At 60.1% G+C, this 17,415-nt stretch carries 14 protein-coding genes and 1 pseudogene; 5 read left to right on the top strand and 10 right to left on the bottom strand.

Annotated elements, in window-relative coordinates; translation table 11 throughout:
* Positions 1-30: 30 nt before the first annotated feature.
* Positions 31-549 (bottom strand): cupin domain-containing protein, encoded by a 519-nt coding sequence (locus ACA049_RS10685; RefSeq protein ID WP_497335246.1) that lies wholly within the window; start codon positions 547-549, stop codon positions 31-33.
* Positions 550-789: 240 nt separating this feature from the next.
* Positions 790-1,608, bottom strand: coding sequence for a shikimate 5-dehydrogenase (locus ACA049_RS10680; protein WP_497335244.1), 819 nt, complete (start codon positions 1,606-1,608; stop codon positions 790-792).
* Positions 1,609-1,853: 245 nt separating this feature from the next.
* Here ACA049_RS10680 and ACA049_RS10675 point away from each other — a divergent pair, with 245 nt between their 5' ends.
* The 3 genes from ACA049_RS10675 (at position 1,854) to ACA049_RS10665 (ending at position 2,939) form a co-directional block, all read left to right on the top strand.
* Positions 1,854-2,225 (top strand): hypothetical protein, encoded by a 372-nt coding sequence (locus ACA049_RS10675; RefSeq protein WP_497335242.1) that lies wholly within the window; start codon positions 1,854-1,856, stop codon positions 2,223-2,225.
* A 236-nt stretch (positions 2,226-2,461) separates the two neighbouring features.
* Positions 2,462-2,656: a hypothetical protein gene (locus ACA049_RS10670; protein WP_003179723.1), complete on the top strand. Its 195-nt coding sequence runs from the start codon at positions 2,462-2,464 to the stop codon at positions 2,654-2,656.
* A 100-nt stretch (positions 2,657-2,756) separates the two neighbouring features.
* On the top strand, positions 2,757-2,939 hold the full coding sequence (locus ACA049_RS10665; protein WP_497335240.1) for a hypothetical protein: 183 nt from the start codon (positions 2,757-2,759) through the stop codon (positions 2,937-2,939).
* Here the strand turns inward: ACA049_RS10665 and ACA049_RS10660 are convergent.
* The gene (locus tag ACA049_RS10660) at positions 2,936-3,997 is read right to left on the bottom strand and encodes an AI-2E family transporter (protein ID WP_497335238.1); all 1,062 of its coding nucleotides are present in this window, start codon (positions 3,995-3,997) and stop codon (positions 2,936-2,938) included. The genes ACA049_RS10665 and ACA049_RS10660 overlap by 4 nt on opposite strands.
* A gap of 340 nt (positions 3,998-4,337) precedes the next feature.
* Between ACA049_RS10660 and ACA049_RS10655 the strand changes: the two are divergent.
* Positions 4,338-4,472, top strand: a pseudogene (locus ACA049_RS10655) (U32 family peptidase); the annotation flags it as partial.
* Positions 4,473-4,506: 34 nt separating this feature from the next.
* Here the strand turns inward: ACA049_RS10655 and ACA049_RS10650 are convergent.
* The 6 genes from ACA049_RS10650 to ACA049_RS10625 form a co-directional block, all read right to left on the bottom strand.
* Positions 4,507-5,124: a hypothetical protein gene (locus ACA049_RS10650; RefSeq protein WP_497335236.1), complete on the bottom strand. Its 618-nt coding sequence runs from the start codon at positions 5,122-5,124 to the stop codon at positions 4,507-4,509.
* Positions 5,125-5,239: 115 nt separating this feature from the next.
* Positions 5,240-5,911, bottom strand: coding sequence for a YajG family lipoprotein (locus ACA049_RS10645; RefSeq protein ID WP_497335234.1), 672 nt, complete (start codon positions 5,909-5,911; stop codon positions 5,240-5,242).
* Positions 5,912-5,985: 74 nt separating this feature from the next.
* Positions 5,986-6,192, bottom strand: coding sequence for a helix-turn-helix domain-containing protein (locus ACA049_RS10640; RefSeq protein ID WP_201205025.1), 207 nt, complete (start codon positions 6,190-6,192; stop codon positions 5,986-5,988).
* A 9-nt stretch (positions 6,193-6,201) separates the two neighbouring features.
* A complete protein-coding gene (locus ACA049_RS10635) occupies positions 6,202-6,807 on the bottom strand; it encodes a hypothetical protein (RefSeq protein ID WP_497335232.1) in 606 nt (201 codons plus the stop codon).
* Positions 6,808-6,947: 140 nt separating this feature from the next.
* Positions 6,948-7,292 carry a hypothetical protein gene (locus ACA049_RS10630; RefSeq protein WP_497335231.1) on the bottom strand — a complete coding sequence of 115 codons (345 nt, stop codon included), beginning with the start codon at positions 7,290-7,292 and terminating at the stop codon, positions 6,948-6,950.
* Positions 7,293-7,374: 82 nt separating this feature from the next.
* A complete protein-coding gene (locus tag ACA049_RS10625) occupies positions 7,375-8,004 on the bottom strand; it encodes a hypothetical protein (protein WP_497335229.1) in 630 nt (209 codons plus the stop codon).
* On the opposite strand from ACA049_RS10625, the gene ACA049_RS10620 reads away from it, so the two are divergent.
* The gene (locus tag ACA049_RS10620; RefSeq protein WP_497335227.1) at positions 7,992-9,035 is read left to right on the top strand and encodes a hypothetical protein; all 1,044 of its coding nucleotides are present in this window, start codon (positions 7,992-7,994) and stop codon (positions 9,033-9,035) included. The genes ACA049_RS10625 and ACA049_RS10620 overlap by 13 nt on opposite strands.
* Positions 9,036-9,066: 31 nt before the next feature.
* On the opposite strand, the gene ACA049_RS10615 is transcribed toward ACA049_RS10620, so the two are convergent.
* Positions 9,067-17,349: a hypothetical protein gene (locus ACA049_RS10615; RefSeq protein WP_497336815.1), complete on the bottom strand. Its 8,283-nt coding sequence runs from the start codon at positions 17,347-17,349 to the stop codon at positions 9,067-9,069.
* Between the last annotated feature and the right edge of the window lie 66 nt (positions 17,350-17,415).

Raw genomic sequence — 17,415 nt, 5'->3', positions numbered from 1 at the left:
GCTCCTACAGGGGTAGTGCGTGCCTGAAAGTCATTCGCCGTCCCAGTAGTCCACGCCGTCACCCGGTCGCGCGATGGCGACGAAGCCTGAGGCATTGCCTTCGGCGTCGACCTTGAAGTCGTCCATGACCGCATATTTGCCGGAATCCGGGTACTCGCAGATCTCCGGCGATTGCTGGGTGCTGACCGCCAGGTAGCGCAGCTCGCCCTTGCTGGTGTTGATGATCTGGTGCGCCGCTTCAGGACCGCCCGGCGGGCAGGCGATCACGTCGCCGGCGCGGATCGGAAAACGCTCGGCACCGAGACGAATCTCTCCTTCCCCGGCCACGACGTAAAACATTTCCTCATTGACCCGATGACTGTGAAACGGACTGCCACGCATGCCCGACTCCAGAACGTACAGCCGATAACCGAGTTTTTGCGCACCCAGTTGCTGGCCGATGCGAGCCATTTTCTGCTGGTAGCGGCCGGCGGTTTCACCGGTGGGCGCCAGTGCTTCGGGCAGCGGTTCGAGTTCGACCTGATTCAGGTTGAGAATGGGGGGATGCATGTGAACCTCGGGCACGGTTTGTTGGTTGGGAGGGCAAGTCTTTGCTGACTGGCGGGAGTATAGGCGGGGAAATGTGCGGCAACTGATTGCGCTAGCCGGAAGACCGAGTCGCGGCATTCGCGAGCAAGCCCGCTCCCACAGAATCTCTGTCGATCACAACATTTGTGTACGACACCGATCCACTGTGGGAGCGGGCTTGCTCGCGAAGGGGCCGGTCCAGCCACTAAATACCTTGGCTGATCAGCTGCGAGCAAACTCCACCGCTTTCTTGAACTGCTCATCCGTCGGCCGCACGCCGGTGTACAGGACAAACTGTTCCAGCGCCTGGATCGCGATCACTTCCAGCCCGGTAATGACGCGTTTGCCCTCGGCGCGACCGCGCAAGATCAGTGGTGTTTCCGAGGGAATCGCCACCACATCGAAGACAGTGTCGGCAGCGGCAATGGTTTCAGCGTCGAACGCCAGTTGATCGGCCTCCGGGCCGCCGCTCATGCCTATCGGCGTGACGTTGATCAACATCTGCGGACGCTCAGCGCCCAGTTCCGCCTGCCACTGATAACCCAGCGACTCGGCCAATGCCCTCCCCGCGCGCTCGTTACGGGCGACGATCAGGCCGTTTTTATAGCCGCCATCGCGCAAGGCACTCGCCACGGCCTTGGCCATGCCACCGCTGCCGCGCAGGGCAAAAGTCGATGCCTTCGGCACCTGATGAGTTTCAAGCAACTGGGCGATGGCAATGTAATCGGTGTTGTAGGCCTTGAGATGGCCGTTGGTGTTGACGATGGTATTGATCGATTGAATGGCCGCCGCTGACGCGTCCAGTTCATCGACCAGCGCAATGCAGGCTTCCTTGAACGGCATGGACACGCCACAACCACGAATGCCCAATGCGCGAATGCCGCCAACGGCACCCGGCAGATCCTGACTGCTGAACGCCTTGTAGTAGAAATTCAGGCCCAACTGTTCATACAGATGATTGTGAAACCGCAGGCCGAAATTGCCAGGGCGCCCGGACAGCGACATGCACAGCTGGGTATCTCTGTTGGGGTTCATCTGCATGAAACATCTCCTTCATAAGCACTTTCAGATGGACGGGATTAGCCATTCCATCGCGTTCTGATCGATCATTACGGGGTGCCTGAGCAGGTTCGCAGGGGCCGTAAAGAAGCCGGTACAGACCTTACACAAAATTTACCCAACGGCTGTGCTGATTTTCAAAAAACCGCTGTCTTAGATGTATCCCCGCGACGATCCTTGGGTCTATTGCAGACGCAAGCGCCGGGTCGAAGAACCGAGGAATTATCATGATCCGTAAAATCCCCACAGTTGCCTTGCTGATCGGTGCTCTTGCTATCGCAGGGCAGGCAGAAGCCGGTGGTCATGGCGGTGGCGGTTGGCAAGGTCCAGCGGTATTTGGCGCGATCGTTGGTTCGGCAATCGTCGGCTCGGCCATCATCAACAGCAACCGGCCAGTCTACGTACAGCAACCGGTCTACGCCCAGCCACAGCCGGTTTACGTGCAACAACCGCCACCGGTTTATTACCAGCCTGCGCCGGTCTACGTGCAGCAACCGGTCTACTACGGGCCACCACCGGTCTACTATGGCCCGCCCCGTGGTTATTACGGTCCACCGCGCGGTTACTACGGCCCTCCCCACGGTTATGGCCGCTGGTAACAGCCCCAATTAGGCCCCGCCTTATCAGCGGGGCTTTTTTGTGACCGTTCGTCGGCGAAGGTCTGGAAAAATCGCGTCAAGGTCGCTGTCGGGACAGTGTGGGCGGTTCAAGTTGGCAAGATTGACCCGACCGCCCTTCCCCCGCACCGGGAAAAACGGTCATATTTATGTCACGCCAGGTCCGCAAGCTTGGATCTGTCCGTAAACAACAGGTTGATAAAAACAAGGACGACCTCATGCCCACGCAAAACCCGCACCGCATTGTCGGCTTGTGCACTTCCAGCAAGGTGTACAACGCTTTGACCGAACTCAAGCACCTGGAAGGCCATCGCAGCGCCAAGTTTCTTTCGCTGCTGGCCGAAAACCTGGTGCGCAAAGGCCTGCTCAACGAGCAGGAAGTGGTCCATATGCTGGATCTGGTGGTCGACTGAGCCAAACACTCACTGTCGTCAATGACGACTATCGAAAGTGTTGATTGTCCGTTCAAGCGGCAGGTCCGTAAGGTAGCTCCATCGATTGATGGAGGTGCTTATGTCCCAGGTTCAAATCATGTCCGTAATTGGCAGCGCCGTTCCCGCACCGCTCAGAGAGCTAGGATTGCTCGCCTGTTGGTATCTGGTGCAGGACGGCGAACCGATCAGCGGACCGCTCACTTCGCTGCCGGCCGCCCAGGCGATGTCGCAACAAATCGGCCAGGGTCAGCTCAGCGCTTAAGGCAGCTGCACCCTTGGCTTGGTTTCGATGAAGATCGCCCAGCTCGACATGAACAGCGCTGCGATCAGCGGCCCGATGACAAATCCGTTCAGGCCGAAAATTGCCAGGCCGCCCAGGGTCGAGATGAGGATCAGATAGTCCGGCATCTTCGTGTCCTTGCCCACCAGGATCGGTCGCAGCACGTTATCCACCAGTCCGATCACAAAAACCCCGAACAACCCCAGCACCACGCCTTGCCAGATCGCCCCGGTGAACAGGAAGAACGCCGCCACCGGCGCCCAGACAATCCCCGCCCCCACCGCCGGCAACAGCGATAGAAACGCCATCAATACCGCCCAGAGCAATGCGCTCGGGATGTCCAGGAACCAGAAAATCAAACCGCCCAATGCGCCCTGAGTGATCGCCACCAGCAGGTTGCCCTTTACGGTCGCCCGAACCACGCGATTGAACTTGAGCTGCAAACGACGTTTCTGGTGTTCCTGCAACGGTACGGCGGAGCGAACTTTTCGGGCCAGTTCCGCGCCGTCTCGCAGGAAGAAGAACAGCAGGTAGAGCATGATGAAAAAGCCGACCACAAAATCGAACGTGCCCTGACCGAAACTGAATACTTGCGTGGCGACAAACTCATTGCCCGTCACTGCACTCTTGATGATTTTCTCCCGCAGCCCGTCCAGCTCGCCGAGCCCGGCTCGATCCAGCAAATGCTGGAAGTACGGCGGCAAGCTGTGCTTGAAATGTGTCACATACCCCGCGATGTCCAGCTCGCCGCTTTCAATGCTTTTGTAAAGCGACGCCCCTTCCTGGACCAGCAAGATACTGAGAATGATCACCGGCAGGATCGCGATCAGCAGGCAGATGCTCAGGGTGAGCAGCGATGTGAGGTTGCGCTGCCAGCCGAACTTCAGTTGGATCCGGCGTTGCAGCGGTGCGAACAGAATCCCGAGGATCACCGCCCAGAACACCGCGCCGTAGAACGGCAGCAAAATCCAGATAAAAGCGGCGGTGACCACTCCGAGCAAAATCACCAGCGATTTGTTGTGTACCGTCTGTTCGTTCATGTCCGATCCATGTCAGTGCGCTCTCATATTGAAGAGCCGTGCTGATGCTTAGTCCGCGACGGTTCGCGCGAGTGCCATCCGTTTGTTCATCAAGCATAGATCCAGATCAATGAACCCCGCGGGCAGCCGCGTTACAACCTGCGGGTGCGCAACAACGAATTCGATCACGCCAAGCTCGCGTTCGGCATTCGTCAGTCAGATTCGGGCGTCGGCAGCAGGGATGTTTTTCGGTGCGTTTCCAGATGGGAAGATCAAAAGATCGCAGCCTCGTTTCACTCGACAGCTCCTACACAAATCTCTGTAGGAGCTGTCGAGTGAAACGAGGCTGCGATCTTTTGATTTTTGCACCAACGCCTGCCGCTGGAAGTACTCGGCGACGCAAGCCACGGAAAACCCGCTGGGTGAAATCGTTCAGCAGTGCCGGCCTGAGCCGCCCCTGAGCATCGGCGCGCCGACCGATCGGTTCGGGTTGTTGATGCGGGATGTGAGCGTCGTTTAGCGCCTATGTGTCAGCGGCGGTCAAGGCAAGGCTGGATGACTTTCTTCAACCCAGCGTTGTTTTTTGGCAATAAAAACGTGGCGCTCAACGGCTTGCCGCCTTCTTTGGGCGCCAGCACAAGCTGTAAGGGTTGGCCACGTGAGGCATCACTCGCCCAGTAGGCCAATTCATCGCGTGGGATGGCGGTGTAAAGCGAAAAGATCGTACCCACCTGAAATGCCCCGCCGTCAGTCCAACTGCCAGAGGTCTGGTGATCGACAGCGGTGCGTGTGCCGGTCGTGATTCGCATCGCCCCCTCTGCACCCGGACCTTCAAATGGACCGATTTTGAAGCCCAGCGACTCCGGTGCGAAATGCAGCGTTAGTCCGGCCTCTGGACTCTCCGGGTGGCAGCTGATTTCCAGGGTGGCCTTGGTGTGATAGTCACCGTAAGCGCTGTTGCCGTAAGTAGTCGCACTCAGCATGGGACCATCGACATAAGGTTGCTCAATCAACCACACGGAGTGCGCCGGGCTAATAACCTGAATGCCCTCAGCTGACTCGCTCACTCCCTGTGCATGAGCATCGAAATGTGGAAAACAAATAGCGGCGAACAAGGTCAAGCTCAGGGTCTTAATAGAGCGGATCATAAAAGTGTTCATCCGAATCAGTTATCTGGAAATGCAGCGTTAGTGACTGGCAGGCCCAGTAAGATCAGTAACGCTTCCGACAAATGCCTCACGCACCTGCAGTTGTATAAACAAACTATTTGCAGCTGTACCCCTCGGGCATCGTGACGGTGTAGTTGCGTTGTACGCGGTCATCGAAATTCAGGTTCCGCAGGCCCTGTTCCACCAGAAAGACTTCGACCTTCTCTCCTCGGCAATCCTCGTTGTAGGACGACACCCGCAGCAGGTACACCGCACGTTTGCTGACTTCATCCCGGGCAGTGGCCGTGAAGGTGGTCAGCGTGGTGTAGCCGGTTCGCTCCGAGGTTCCCACCGGGCCATAGGTCATATTCGGTGTACTGGTGCAGATCAGTCGGTCGTCTTTTTTCTTGCTGTTCTTGCACACGGTCGAGGTGCTGGTTGGCACCTGTCCATACTCGGTCGCGGTGTAGCGGTAAGTCACTCGCCGGCTGCTGACATCGAGGGTGATGGTCATTTTGATCGGTGAATGGTGCTTGGGCAGGCTGGTGTCGGTAAACACCTCCCGGAAGCCCTGGTCTTTCAGCGCGTTGACCATATCGCGCAAGTAGTAGCGAGCATTCAGTGCGTTTTCATCACTGCCACCGGTGGAAGTCACAAGTACGGTGGCCTGTCGGTCAAACTGATAGTCCGGATCAGGTGTCGCATTGATCGCTACGTCCATTTTCGTTGCACAGCCGCTGAGCAACGCCGTCAGCCATAACAGCATGCAGCACAAAAACCGGGTCATGAAGGTGTCGCCTTGCAACTAAGGATTTAATAAAAGCTAAACGGTTGAGCCTCGCGATAAACAACTCGCAATGCTCAGTCTTTCTGAAATTCCAGCAGGTCGCCTGGCTGGCAATCGAGCGCCGCGCAGAGTTTGTCCAGGGTGGCGATCTTCACCCCCTTGACCTTGCCGTTTTTCAGCAATGAAAGATTGGCCTCGGTGATGCCCAGCAGGGCAGCCAACTCTTTCGAGCGAATTTTCTGCGTGGCCATGACAACGTCGAGGCGAACGATAATGGTCATTAAATTGTTCTATATGTATTGACTGTGCTCATCGCTGAGCGCTTTGGCATCGCGCATGATAATGGAAAAAACGCAGAGTAATAGTCCTTTGACGATCTCGTACGCGGAAGCGGAGGACAGGCCGATCGAGACTTTGAGAATACCTTGCCCCGGGGGCAGGTCCATGGACAACGCCAGACCTTGCAGGGTTTCTATCAGTGGGTAGGTCGCGGGCAAAACGATGCACAACACACCGATGCGCCACAGGATGCTGGTGTTGCGGTCGGACCAGGTTTCGCCGCGGGACAAGCGCAGGAAGAACAACCCGGTCAGCCATAACACGTACGCCGATAGCAACTGGGGCAGGAAGTCCAGAACGATGATCAGTGCAGTGACCCGTGGCGAGAGAAACGTATGGGGGTCAAGCAGCGCATCTTCGGCAAAGGGGTCGAGCAGTTGCGGCGCGTTTTCGGCAAAAGCACCGAGCAACGCAGCGAGCATTTCATCCTTGTCATAGATCCAGACCATGGCGTTACTACCCACCTCGATGATGCCCATGGCCCAGACCAGTAACGCGGCCAGCAGTCCGATCCAATGCATCCGTTGCAGCGCCGAGTAGTTTATACGGGAGTTCATGCACAGTTCCTTACTGAGCCGTTAGGGTGACTTATATTTGACGATAAATTATCTGATTACAATAAATAATTATTATTTTGAGAAATGATTCGACCGTGCAAGCACCCGCCTGCACGATCGAGCACGAGGTTTCGCCCTGCTTAAGAAGTCAGCGTGACCTTTTCATCGGGATTTTTCTGCATCAAGCATTCCCCGTAAGGATTGGTGTCACCCTGGCGTTGCCGGCAGATCCATCGCTCGCCCTTGTTCAGGATCAGGACGGGCTCCAGTTTGTAGTTCAACCGGATATAGGCATTGGCGACCTCGATCGCCGCCGGACAGGCACGTTGCTTCGCCTGAGTGGTGACGGCATTGACACCCAGACCGTTCGAGGCCGATCCACAATAGAGGGATCCGATGTGGGCCTGCGTTGTTCCGGGTATGGACAACGCAAAGCCCGCGATGCCCATTGCAAAAAGAGAAGAGACAAAATCAGAAGGTCGCATCAGCATTGACTCCAAAGTAGCTGGAACGCCACTCGATGAAACAACCGAGGCATTGTCCTCAGTTGCTGAATAAAAATCCGGACTAGCAGCTGGTGACTTGCCCCGCATCAATCCGGTTGACGCGCCCTTTGTCCGACCGGGTCCGCAGCCAGTTATAGACGTCATACCCGCCTTCGCACTCGCCTTGCTTCCTGCCCTGAAAGTCGAAAGCCCGCCATGCACCTGCCTGATGTGAAGGCATCCCCAGCATCTGTTGAATAGCGATGTCCGTGGAGCCAAGCCACACGTCATTGGCAAGTGACAAGGGCTGCAACTTTACCGGTAACGCAGGACAGTCGATGCTCGCCCGGGCAGACTTGAATTGCTCGGCGATAACACCCGTCACCGCGTGGTTGTCACCCCCCATCTCACCGTTTGAGATGATCCATATCAGCGCGCCGGCATTGGGCTGGCTGTAGCACAACCAATAAACACTAGCGCCAGCGTCGCCTTGATGCGCGATGGTGCCAACGGACGCTTCGCTCATCACCTGCGCGAGCGTCGTTTTTTCGAATTGAATAACGAGATCCCCAAACGTGGCGCTTTTTGAAGGCGCGTTCCTCAGAGAGGCTGGCCATTCGATTGCGTCGAATGCTCCGCTGGGCGGTGGAACAGCAGCTGTCACGCTGAAGGCGATACTGAAGGCCCCAAAAAACAACGATGCTCGTTTCATTGCACGCTTCCGATTCTTCGATGTTCACTCACCTTTCGGCAGTGTCTGCAGGTGATTTCCCAAACCTTCATGCGCCGGGTGAAATTCAGACGCTGTCTTCATCACCCTGCGCGATCACGATGTCATGGGGTCGAGCATCAGGATTGAGGCGGTGCCAGCAACGCCTTGACGGTCTTGTCGAAGTAAGCCACCTGAAGCGGGTAATCCTTCCCCAGCAGTTTGCCTTCGCCATACCAGGTAATGCCGCCCAGGTTCAGGATCAGACCGTTGCTGCCAAATTCGAATACGCTGCCTGCGGAGCTGCTGAAGAGAAAGCGACTGTCATCCATTTGCAGCAGCTTGTACTGCGTGTCCGCAGGCGGCAGTTGATCCTTGATGCGTTGCAGGTAAGTCGGTGCCAGGCGGGCAAACAACTGCCCGGCGCGCTCACGGTATTGCGGTATCGTCAAACCGGGACTGCGTTGCAACTCGGCGGCGATCAAGGCAAACACATCGGCATTGGCCCGCGCCTCCGCCAACTTGATCGACAGCGCCGTGGTCAACAACGCGTTATCAACCTGCAGCGTCGATTTCTCCGGATGCCCATCGGTGGCCGGCGTCGTGACGGGGCGCATGAACTCGGCCACATTGACCGGCGACAAGACGGTCGTTGCCAGGTACGCCGCACAGGCCGTGGCTTGCCCTGCCTGGTTGCCATTGATAAACAGCGAGAACTGGCTTCCTTGTTTCGGCAACTTCTCTGCGTCTACCCCTGCCTGCTTGAGGAAGGCGTTGACCTGCTCCTGTTTCGCTTCACCCCGGGCCAACGCGCAGAGCTGCTCCATCGCCGGCGCATTGCGCTGCCCGTTGAATGTCGGCGACAACTCGAATATCGCATCGTGAATCACTGGCAAAGCGGGGATGTTGAGCCAGTTGGTCTTGACGTCCGCGGGTCTGTTGATCAGGAACTTGTCGTAACCGGCCAGTGCCAACAAAGTGATCAGTGTGGTGACGAAAATTGTTTTTATGTTCATGGTTTTTTGCCTGAGTAAAAGTCGGATAGAGACGTATCAAAAACTGCCATCACCACTGATAACCAACACCCACGGCCACTCCCACCTGGCGCTGCGAGTCGGTAGAGCCCTGCAACTTGGTCAGCCACCGCCCGTTGCTGGACAAATGTGAAACACCGAAGGCCACCGACGCTTGACCGCGATAGGTACTGGCGGCCACCGTCGTCATGCTTGCACCCGGTGAGTACGATTGCGGCATGCTGGCCATGGCCATGGCACCGGCAATCCCCGCGCTGAGAATGTCGTCCTGCTTCTTGAGGTCATTTTTCAGCTCCGAATAACGCTGGTCGGTGTAGGCATTGGCGCTGTCGGTAATGCCCGCCACGCTCTTGGTCAACTGGTCGTAGTTCACTGCATCCGTGCCGCTGGTACCCGCTGCCACGTTGGTGATCTGGCGCTCGTTACCCACGCTGCCGACCGATACGCTGTTCTCGCGATCAGCCACCGAATTGGCACCCAATGCCGTGGCGTTCCTGGCCGAAGCCTTGGCCCCGTTGCCCACGGCGACCGAGTTTTCCCCAGTGGCCTGAGACCGGGTACCGACCGCCGCGCTGTTTTTGCCCGACGCCACCGCCCCCGTACCCCCGGCGATCGAATCGACGCCAGTGGCTTTCGGTTTGGCGGCGGCGCTGCTGTTGTTCACCTGGAACATGCCGTCGGTGCCATTCTTGATGTTGGAGACATCACCCTCGACGACGCTGATGCGGGCACCCTGCTGAGCCGCATTGCCACCGATATTGGCGATCGAGACATCCGTGTATTGCTTGGACTCGGCGACTGCACCGTCGAGCTGGCGTACGTTGACCGCATCGTTGGCGTCCTTGCCGTCGGCAACGTTGCTGACCGTGCGGGTTGCGCCGGTCGCGGCATTGCCCACCGACACCGTGCCCGCGGTCTGGTTGTTCGCCGCCGAGTACTTGCCGCTGTAAGTCTCTGCACCTCTACCCTCATCGCTGGAGCCACTGCCCAACGCCACACTGCCGTCAGCGGCAGCCTTGGCATCGTCGCCCACCGCCACCGAGCCGTTACCCGATGCCAGGGCTTTGGAACCCAAGGCCATCGAGTTGGTACCGGTGGCAGCGGAGTCGGCGCCGGTGGAGTTGACGTGCAAATACTTGATGCCGCCTCCCGAGCCGATAAGGTTCTCGAGGCCGCCGACCCGACCGCCCAGGTTAGTGATGTCCGAAGTGTTTTGATCCACTTGATCACCGACCCATTTCAGTTGCGCCACGTTAACTGCGTCGTTGTCTTGCGTGCCTGCCGCCACCCCGGTGAGCTTGCGATTGCCCTGTGCCGTGCCGAAGCCGATCTCGCCGACCGACGTCTGCGGTGCGGCCAATCGATAGGCGCTGTAATTCGTCTCGGCGCCGACCGTGGTCACCGAGCTCGAGCCCAGCGCCACACTCATGGCGTGACTGGCATTGGCACCGGCACCCAACGCGACCGATTGCTCAGCCGACGCCTGGGCCGCGCTGCCCATGGCGATACCGGAAGCCAGCAGCACCTGCGTATTACGGCCGATGGCAATGCCGCCGGCAGCGGCCAGACCGACAGTGGCCTGGTTGCCGATACCAATGCCGTTGTCACCGTTGACCACGGTGGCCGGACCGACCGCAACCGACTCGGCACCGCTGGCGAGTGAGTCCGTAGGGTTCGTCGAGTTGGCGTGGAAATAACGGGTGCCGGTCGAACTCAAGGAGCCCATCGCCCCGGTCAATTGACGCAGGGTCACGGCGTCGTGAGCATCGGTGGCATCCGCCACGTTGGTGATCTGCCGGTAGCTACCGGCCTTGCCCACCGACACCGAGCCGAGCAACGTGGCATCCGAGGTGTCATAGATGATCGCGCCGCTACCGACCGGGATGGTGCCGGTGGCCGGTGCCAAGGCACGGTCCGCAACCGAGCCTTCGCCCAGTGCGATACCGCCCGCGACCTGAACCTGACTCTGACGCCCCAGTGCCACACCACCATCAGCGGCCGCACTGGCACCCGAGCCGGCGGCGAACGAATTGGCACCTGCGGCGATGGACGCGGGGCCGATGGCAACGCTGTCCAGGCCGGTTGCGGCGCTGTCGGTGAGAGCCGAATTACTGTGGAAATACTTGATGCCGGTGCCGTTGTTGACGATGTTGTCGACGCTTTGGTTGGTCGCGAACAACTGCGAGCCGTTCACCGCGTCGGTGCTGGTGCTGTTCAAGTTACCGGCCGCAACGTTGGTCAATTTGACCGCCGAGCCTGCCGGGTTGAAGGTCACCTGAGCCTTGGTGCTGGCGTCGTCGTATTTCACGGCGACGGCGGCGGTGTTGGTCAGGCTGGTATTGAGATTGCTCAGTGCGGCGCCGACGTTGTTGCTGGCCAATGGACCGGTGTTGGTGCCGTTGACGCTGATGCTGTTGGTGGCATAGCTCGGTGCCGTCCATGTGCCTGTGGTGGCATCGACTGCCGCTCCCCCGCCCAGCGCGGTCGCCGTGTCCTGCCCCACTTTATTCAGTTGGCTGACGTTGACGGCATCCGTCGCACTGGCACCCGCAGCAAGACCGGTAAGGCGACGGCCGTTGGCGCCGTTGGCGATGTTCACTTCGCCCCCGGTTGCCGCGCCGCCAACGCCATAAGCTGCGTTTGCCAGCGTGGCGCCAGTGGCCGAGGAGTTCGAGCCGAGCGCCACGCCGTTGGCCACGGTTGCACTCGCCGCTGGACCGATGGCCACGCTGTCAACGCCGGTTGCGCTGCTGTCGGTGAGAGCCGAGTTACTGTGGAAATACTTGATACCGGTGCCGTTGTTGACGATGTTGTCGACGCTTTGGTTGGTCGCGAACAACTGCGAGCCATTCACTGCATCAGTGCTGGTGGCGTTCAAGGCGCCGGCAGTCAGGTTGGTGATTTTCACCCCGCCGGCCGGGGCGCCTGCACCACCGGTTGCGCCCAGGGTGATGGCGTTGCCGCCGACCGCATCGTATTTCACCGCGATGTTGGCGGTGTTGACTGTGTCGGTGTTCAGCGCCGACAAGGCACCGGCAACGCTGGTTTGCGCAGTGGTAGCCCCTACCGCACCGGTGGTGCTGATCGCGTTGATCGGCAGACTGAAGCCAGTAACGCCTGTTGCCGCAGAGTAAGTGGCGCCGCCACCCAGGGTGCTGGCCGAGGTGTTGCCTAATGTTGTGGTTTGGGTGCCGACCGCATCGACCGCCGTGTTGGTGGCAAACAGTTGGCTGCCGTTGACCGCGTCGGTGCTGGCGGCAGTGACTTGGCCAGCCGCTACATTGGTGATCTGACGTTCATTACCGACACTGCCGACGCTCAATACACCCACCGGAGCAGCGCCTGCGTACGTAAAGGTGGTGCCGTTGACTATCCCGCTAGGTGTAGCGGTCGCGGCGGTGGTCGTCGCACCATTACCCAGCGCGAGAGAGTTCGCCACGCTAGCCACAGCACCATTGCCGATGGCCACCGCATTGGTTGCCGTCGAACTGGCCGCCGGGCCGACCGCCACACTGTCAGTGCCCGTGGCGGTGCTGTCGGCGAGGATCGAGTTGCTGTGGAAATACTTGATGCCCGCGCCATTGTTGACGAGCCCATCGACGGTCTGGTTGGTCGCAAAAAGCTGCGAGCCGTTCACTGCGTCGGTGCTGGTGGCGTTCAAGGCACCAGCACTCAGGTTGGTGATTTTCACCCCGCCGGCCGGTGCGCCTGCGCCACCGGTTGCGCCCAGGGTGATGGCGTTGCCGCCGACCGCATCGTATTTCACCGCGATATTGGCGGTGTTGACTGTGTCGGTGTTCAGCGCCGACAAGGCACTGGCAACGCTGGTTTGCGCAGTGGTAGCTCCTACCGCACCGGTGGTGCTAATCGCGTTGATCGGTTGACTGAAGCCAGTCAGACCCGTGGCCGGCGAGTAAGTGGCGCCGCCGCCCAGGGTGCTGGCCGAGGTGTTGCCCAACGTTGTGGTTTGGGTGCCGACCGCATCGACAGCCGTGTTGGTGGCAAACAGTTGGCTGCCGTTGATCGCGTCGGTGCTGGCGGCAGTGACCTGGCCAGCCGCTACGTTGCTGATCTGACGTTCGTTACCGACACTGCCCACGCTCAGCACACCGATTGGAGCAGCGCCTGCGTAAGTGTAAGTAGTGCCATTCACCACATCCGTTGCGGTCGCAGTCGCCGCCGCAGTGGTTGCGCCACTGCCCAAGGCCACCGAATCGGCAACGCTGGCCACGGCACCATTGCCGATGGCCACTGCATTGGTTGCCGTCGAGCTGGCCGCCGGGCCGACCGCCACGCTGTCAGTGCCCGTGGCAGTACTGTCGGCCAGGGTCGAGTTGGCGTGGAAGTATTTGATGCCCGCGCCATTGTTGACGAGCCCATCGACGGTCTGGTTGGTCGCGAACAACTGCGAGCCGTTCACTGCATCGGTGCTGGTGCCGTTCAAGGCACCGGCCGCGATATTGGTCAACTTCACCGCGGTGCCTGACGGGTTGAAGGTCACCTGAGTCTTGGTGCTGGCATCGTCGTATTTCACGGCCACGGCGGCGGTGTTGGTCAGGCTGGTGTTGAGATTGGTCAGTGCCGCGCCGACGTTGTTGCTGGCCAACGGACCGGTGTTGGTGCCGTTGACGCTGATGCTGTTGGTGGAATAACTCGGTGCCGTCCAAGTGCCCGCGGTCGCATCAAGTGCAGCGCCGCCGCCCAAGGCCGTCGCCGTGTCCTGCCCCACTTTATTCAGTTGGCTGACATTGACCGCATCAGTCGCGCTGGAGCCTGCGGCCAGTCCGGTAAGGCGACGGCCATCGGCTCCATTGGCGATGTTGACTTCGCCCCCCGTCGCCGCACCGCCGACACCATAAGCCGCGTTAGCCAGCGTGGCGCCAGTGGCCGATGAGTTCGAGCCGAGCGCCACACCATTGGCCACGGTCGCACTCGCCGTTGGACCGATGGCCACGCTGTCGACGCCGGTCGCAGTGCTATCGGCCAGGATTGAGTTGCTGTGGAAATACTTGATGCCCGCGCCGTTGTTGACGAGGCCATCGACGGTCTGGTTTGTCGCAAACAACTGCGAGCCATTCACTGCATCAGTGCTGGTGGCGTTCAAGGCACCGGCGCTGAGGTTGGTGATTTTCACTCCGCCGGCCGGTGCACCTGCACCACCGGTCGCGCCCAGGGTGATGGCGTTGCCGCCGACCGCATCGTATTTCACCGCGATGTTGGCGGTGTTGACCGTGTCGGTGTTCAGCGCCGTCAATGCATCCCCTACGCTGGTTTGCGCAGTGGCGGCCCCGACCGCACCGGTGGTGCTGATCGCGTTGATCGGCAGACTGAAGCCAGTCAGGCCCGTGGCCGGCGAGTAAGTGGCGCCGCCGCCCAGGGTGCTGGCCGAGGTGTTGCCCAACGTAGTGGTCTGGGTCCCCAGATTATTGACGGTCGAATCGGTGGCAAACAGCTGCGAACCATTCACTGCATCAGTGCTGGTGGCATTCAAGGCACCGGCGCTGAGGTTGGTGATTTTCACGCCGCCGGCCGGTGCGCCTGCTCCACCGGTCGCGCCCAGGGTGATGGCGTTGCCGCCGACCGCATCATATTTCACCGCGATGTTGGCGGTGTTGACCGTGTCGGTATTCAGCGCCGACAACGCACCGGCAATGCTGGTTTGCGCAGTGGCGGCCCCTACCGCACCGGTGGTGCTGATGGCGTTGATCGGCAGACTGAAGCCAGTCAGACCTGTGGCCGGCGAGTAAGTGGCACCGCCGCCCAGGGTGCTGGCCGAGGTGTTGCCCAGCGTAGTGGTCTGGGTTCCCAGATTGTTGACGGCCGTATCGGTCGCAAAAAGCTGCGAGCCATTCACTGCATCAGTGCTGGTGGCGTTCAAAGCACCGGCACTGAGGTTGGTGATTTTTACCCCGCCGGCCGGTGCGCCTGCACCACCGGTTGCGCCCAGGGTGATGGCGTTGCCGCCGACCGCATCATATTTCACGGAGATATTGGCGGTGTTGACTGTGTCGGTATTCAGCGCCGACAACGCACCGGCAACGCTGGTTTGCGCAGAGGCGGCCCCTACCGCCCCGGTGTTGCTGATCGCGTTGATCGGCTGGCTGAAGCCAGTAACACCTGTGGCCGCAGAGTAAGTGGCGCCGCCGCCCAGGGTGCTGGCCGAGGTGTTGCCCAGCGTAGTGGTCTGGGTTCCCAGATTGTTGACGGCCGTATCGGTGGCAAACAGCTGCGAACCATTCACTGCATCAGTGCTGGTGGCGTTCAAGGCACCGGCACTCAGGTTGGTGATTTTCACCCCGCCGGCCGGTGCGCCTGCGCCACCGGTTGCGCCCAGGGTGATGGCGTTGCCGCCGACCGCATCATATTTCACGGAGATATTGGCGGTGTTGACTGTGTCGGTATTCAGCGCCGACAACGCACCGGCAACGCTGGTTTGCGCAGAGGCGGCCCCTACCGCCCCGGTGGTGCTGATCGCGTTGATCGGCTGGCTGAAGCCAGTCAGACCTGTGACTGGCGAGTAAGTGGTGCCGCCGCCCAGGGTGCTGGCCGAGGTGTTGCCCAACGTTGTGGTTTGGGTGCCGACAGCATCGATGGCCGTATTGGTGGCAAACAGTTGGCTGCCGTTGACCGCGTCGGTGCTCGCGGCAGTGACTTGGCCAGCCGCTACGTTGCTGATCTGACGCTCGTTACCGCCACTGCCAACGCTCAACACACCGATTGGAGCAGCACCTGCGTAAGTGTAAGTCGTGCCATTCACCACACCCGTCGGGGTGGCCGTCGCCGCCGCAGTCGTTGCGCCACTGCCCAAGGCCACCGAATTTGCCACGCTGGACACAGCGCCATTGCCGATGGCCACCGCATTGGTTGCCGTCGAGCTGGCGACCGGGCCGACCGCCACACTGTCAGTGCCCGTGGCGGTGCTGTCGGCCAGGGCCGAGTTGGCGTGGAAGTATTTGAGGCCGTTGTTGATGATGTTATTGATGCTTTGGTTGGTCGAGAACAACTGCGAACCATTCACTGCATCGGTGCTGGTGGCGTTCAAGGCACCGGCGCTGAGGTTGGTGATTTTCACCCCGCCTGCCGGTGCGCCTGCACCACCGGTCGCGCCCAGAGTGATGGCGTTGCCGCCGACCGCGTCATATTTCACCGCGATATTGGCGGTGTTGACCGTGTCGGTGTTCAGCGCCGACAACGCACCCGCTACGCTGGTTTGCGCAGTGCCAGCCCCGACCGCCCCGGTGGTGCTGATCGCGTTGATCGGCAGACTGAAGCCAGTAATACCCGTCGCAGACGAGTAAGTGGCGCCGCCGCCCAAGGTGCTGGCCGAGGTGTTGCCCAACGTTGTGGTCTGGGTCACCACATTACTGACGGCAGTATTGGTGGTAAACAGTTGGCTGCCGTTCACCGCATCGGTACTGGTGCCGTTCAAGGCTCCGGCAGTCAGGTTGGTGATTTTCACCCCACCGGCCGGTGCACCTGCTCCGCCGGTCGCACCCAGGGTGATGGCGTTGCCGCCAACCGCATCGTATTTCACCGCGATATTGGCGGTGTTGGTCACGCTGGTACTCAGATTGGTCAGTGCTGCGCCGACGTTGCCGCTAACCAGCGGACCGGTGTTGGTGCCGTTAACACTGATGCTGTTGGTGGAGTAGCTCGGAGCCGTCCATACCCCGGTGGTTGCATTGACTGCCGCACCGCCGCCCAAGGCGGTTGCCGTGTTCTGACTGTCCGCAAACAATTGGCTGCCATTCACCACGTCTGTGCTGGTGGCGTTCAAGACACCGGCCGCGACGTTGGTCAGCTTGGTCGCAGTACCCAACGGGTTGAAGGTCACCTGAGTTTTGGTCGCGGCATTGTCGTATTTCACCGCCACGGCAGCCGTGTTGGTCACGCTGGTATTCAGACTGGTCAGTGCCGCGCCGACGTTACTGCTAACCAACGGACCGGTGTTGGTGCCGACAGCGTTGATGCTGTTAGTGGAATAACTGGGTGCCGTCCATACCCCGGTGGTCGCATTCAGCGCCGCGCCGCCGCCCAGGGCGGTCGCGGTGTCCTGCCCCACTTTATTGAGTTGGCTGACGTTGACGGCATCCGTCGCATTGGCACCGGCGGCAAGACCGGTAATGCGACGGCCGTTGGCGCCGTTGGCGATGTTCACTTCACCGCCCGTCGTCGCCGTGCCGCCGATGCCATAAGCCGCAGTAGCCAGCGTGGCGCCGGTGGCGGACGAGTTCGAGCCCAGCGCCACGCTGTCGGCGGCTGTCACGGATGCAAATGCACCCAGCGCAACACCGGAACTGCCCGCCGCAGTCACCGATGAATCCGTCCCTAGGGCAATACTGTTCGCTCCAGCAGCACTAGCGGCCAACGCTGCGGTTGA

The organism is Pseudomonas sp. LBUM1662 (assembly GCF_059695915.1).
Note: the sequence above shows the minus strand (reverse complement) of the source record. Positions and strands in the feature narration are given on the sequence as shown.

Bases quoted from the DNA above. Each gene is read 5' to 3' on its own strand.
- ACA049_RS10685 (WP_497335246.1), bottom strand. From the start codon at position 549: ATGCATCCCCCCATTCTCAACCTGAATCAGGTCGAACTCGAACCGCTG.
- ACA049_RS10680 (WP_497335244.1), bottom strand. From the start codon at position 1,608: ATGCAGATGAACCCCAACAGAGATACCCAGCTGTGCATGTCGCTGTCC.
- ACA049_RS10675 (WP_497335242.1), top strand. From the start codon at position 1,854: ATGATCCGTAAAATCCCCACAGTTGCCTTGCTGATCGGTGCTCTTGCT.
- ACA049_RS10670 (WP_003179723.1), top strand. From the start codon at position 2,462: ATGCCCACGCAAAACCCGCACCGCATTGTCGGCTTGTGCACTTCCAGC.
- ACA049_RS10665 (WP_497335240.1), top strand. From the start codon at position 2,757: ATGTCCCAGGTTCAAATCATGTCCGTAATTGGCAGCGCCGTTCCCGCA.
- ACA049_RS10660 (WP_497335238.1), bottom strand. From the start codon at position 3,997: ATGAACGAACAGACGGTACACAACAAATCGCTGGTGATTTTGCTCGGA.
- ACA049_RS10650 (WP_497335236.1), bottom strand. From the start codon at position 5,124: ATGATCCGCTCTATTAAGACCCTGAGCTTGACCTTGTTCGCCGCTATT.
- ACA049_RS10645 (WP_497335234.1), bottom strand. From the start codon at position 5,911: ATGACCCGGTTTTTGTGCTGCATGCTGTTATGGCTGACGGCGTTGCTC.
- ACA049_RS10640 (WP_201205025.1), bottom strand. From the start codon at position 6,192: ATGACCATTATCGTTCGCCTCGACGTTGTCATGGCCACGCAGAAAATT.
- ACA049_RS10635 (WP_497335232.1), bottom strand. From the start codon at position 6,807: ATGAACTCCCGTATAAACTACTCGGCGCTGCAACGGATGCATTGGATC.
- ACA049_RS10630 (WP_497335231.1), bottom strand. From the start codon at position 7,292: ATGCGACCTTCTGATTTTGTCTCTTCTCTTTTTGCAATGGGCATCGCG.
- ACA049_RS10620 (WP_497335227.1), top strand. From the start codon at position 7,992: ATGCTCGTTTCATTGCACGCTTCCGATTCTTCGATGTTCACTCACCTT.
- ACA049_RS10625 (WP_497335229.1), bottom strand. From the start codon at position 8,004: ATGAAACGAGCATCGTTGTTTTTTGGGGCCTTCAGTATCGCCTTCAGC.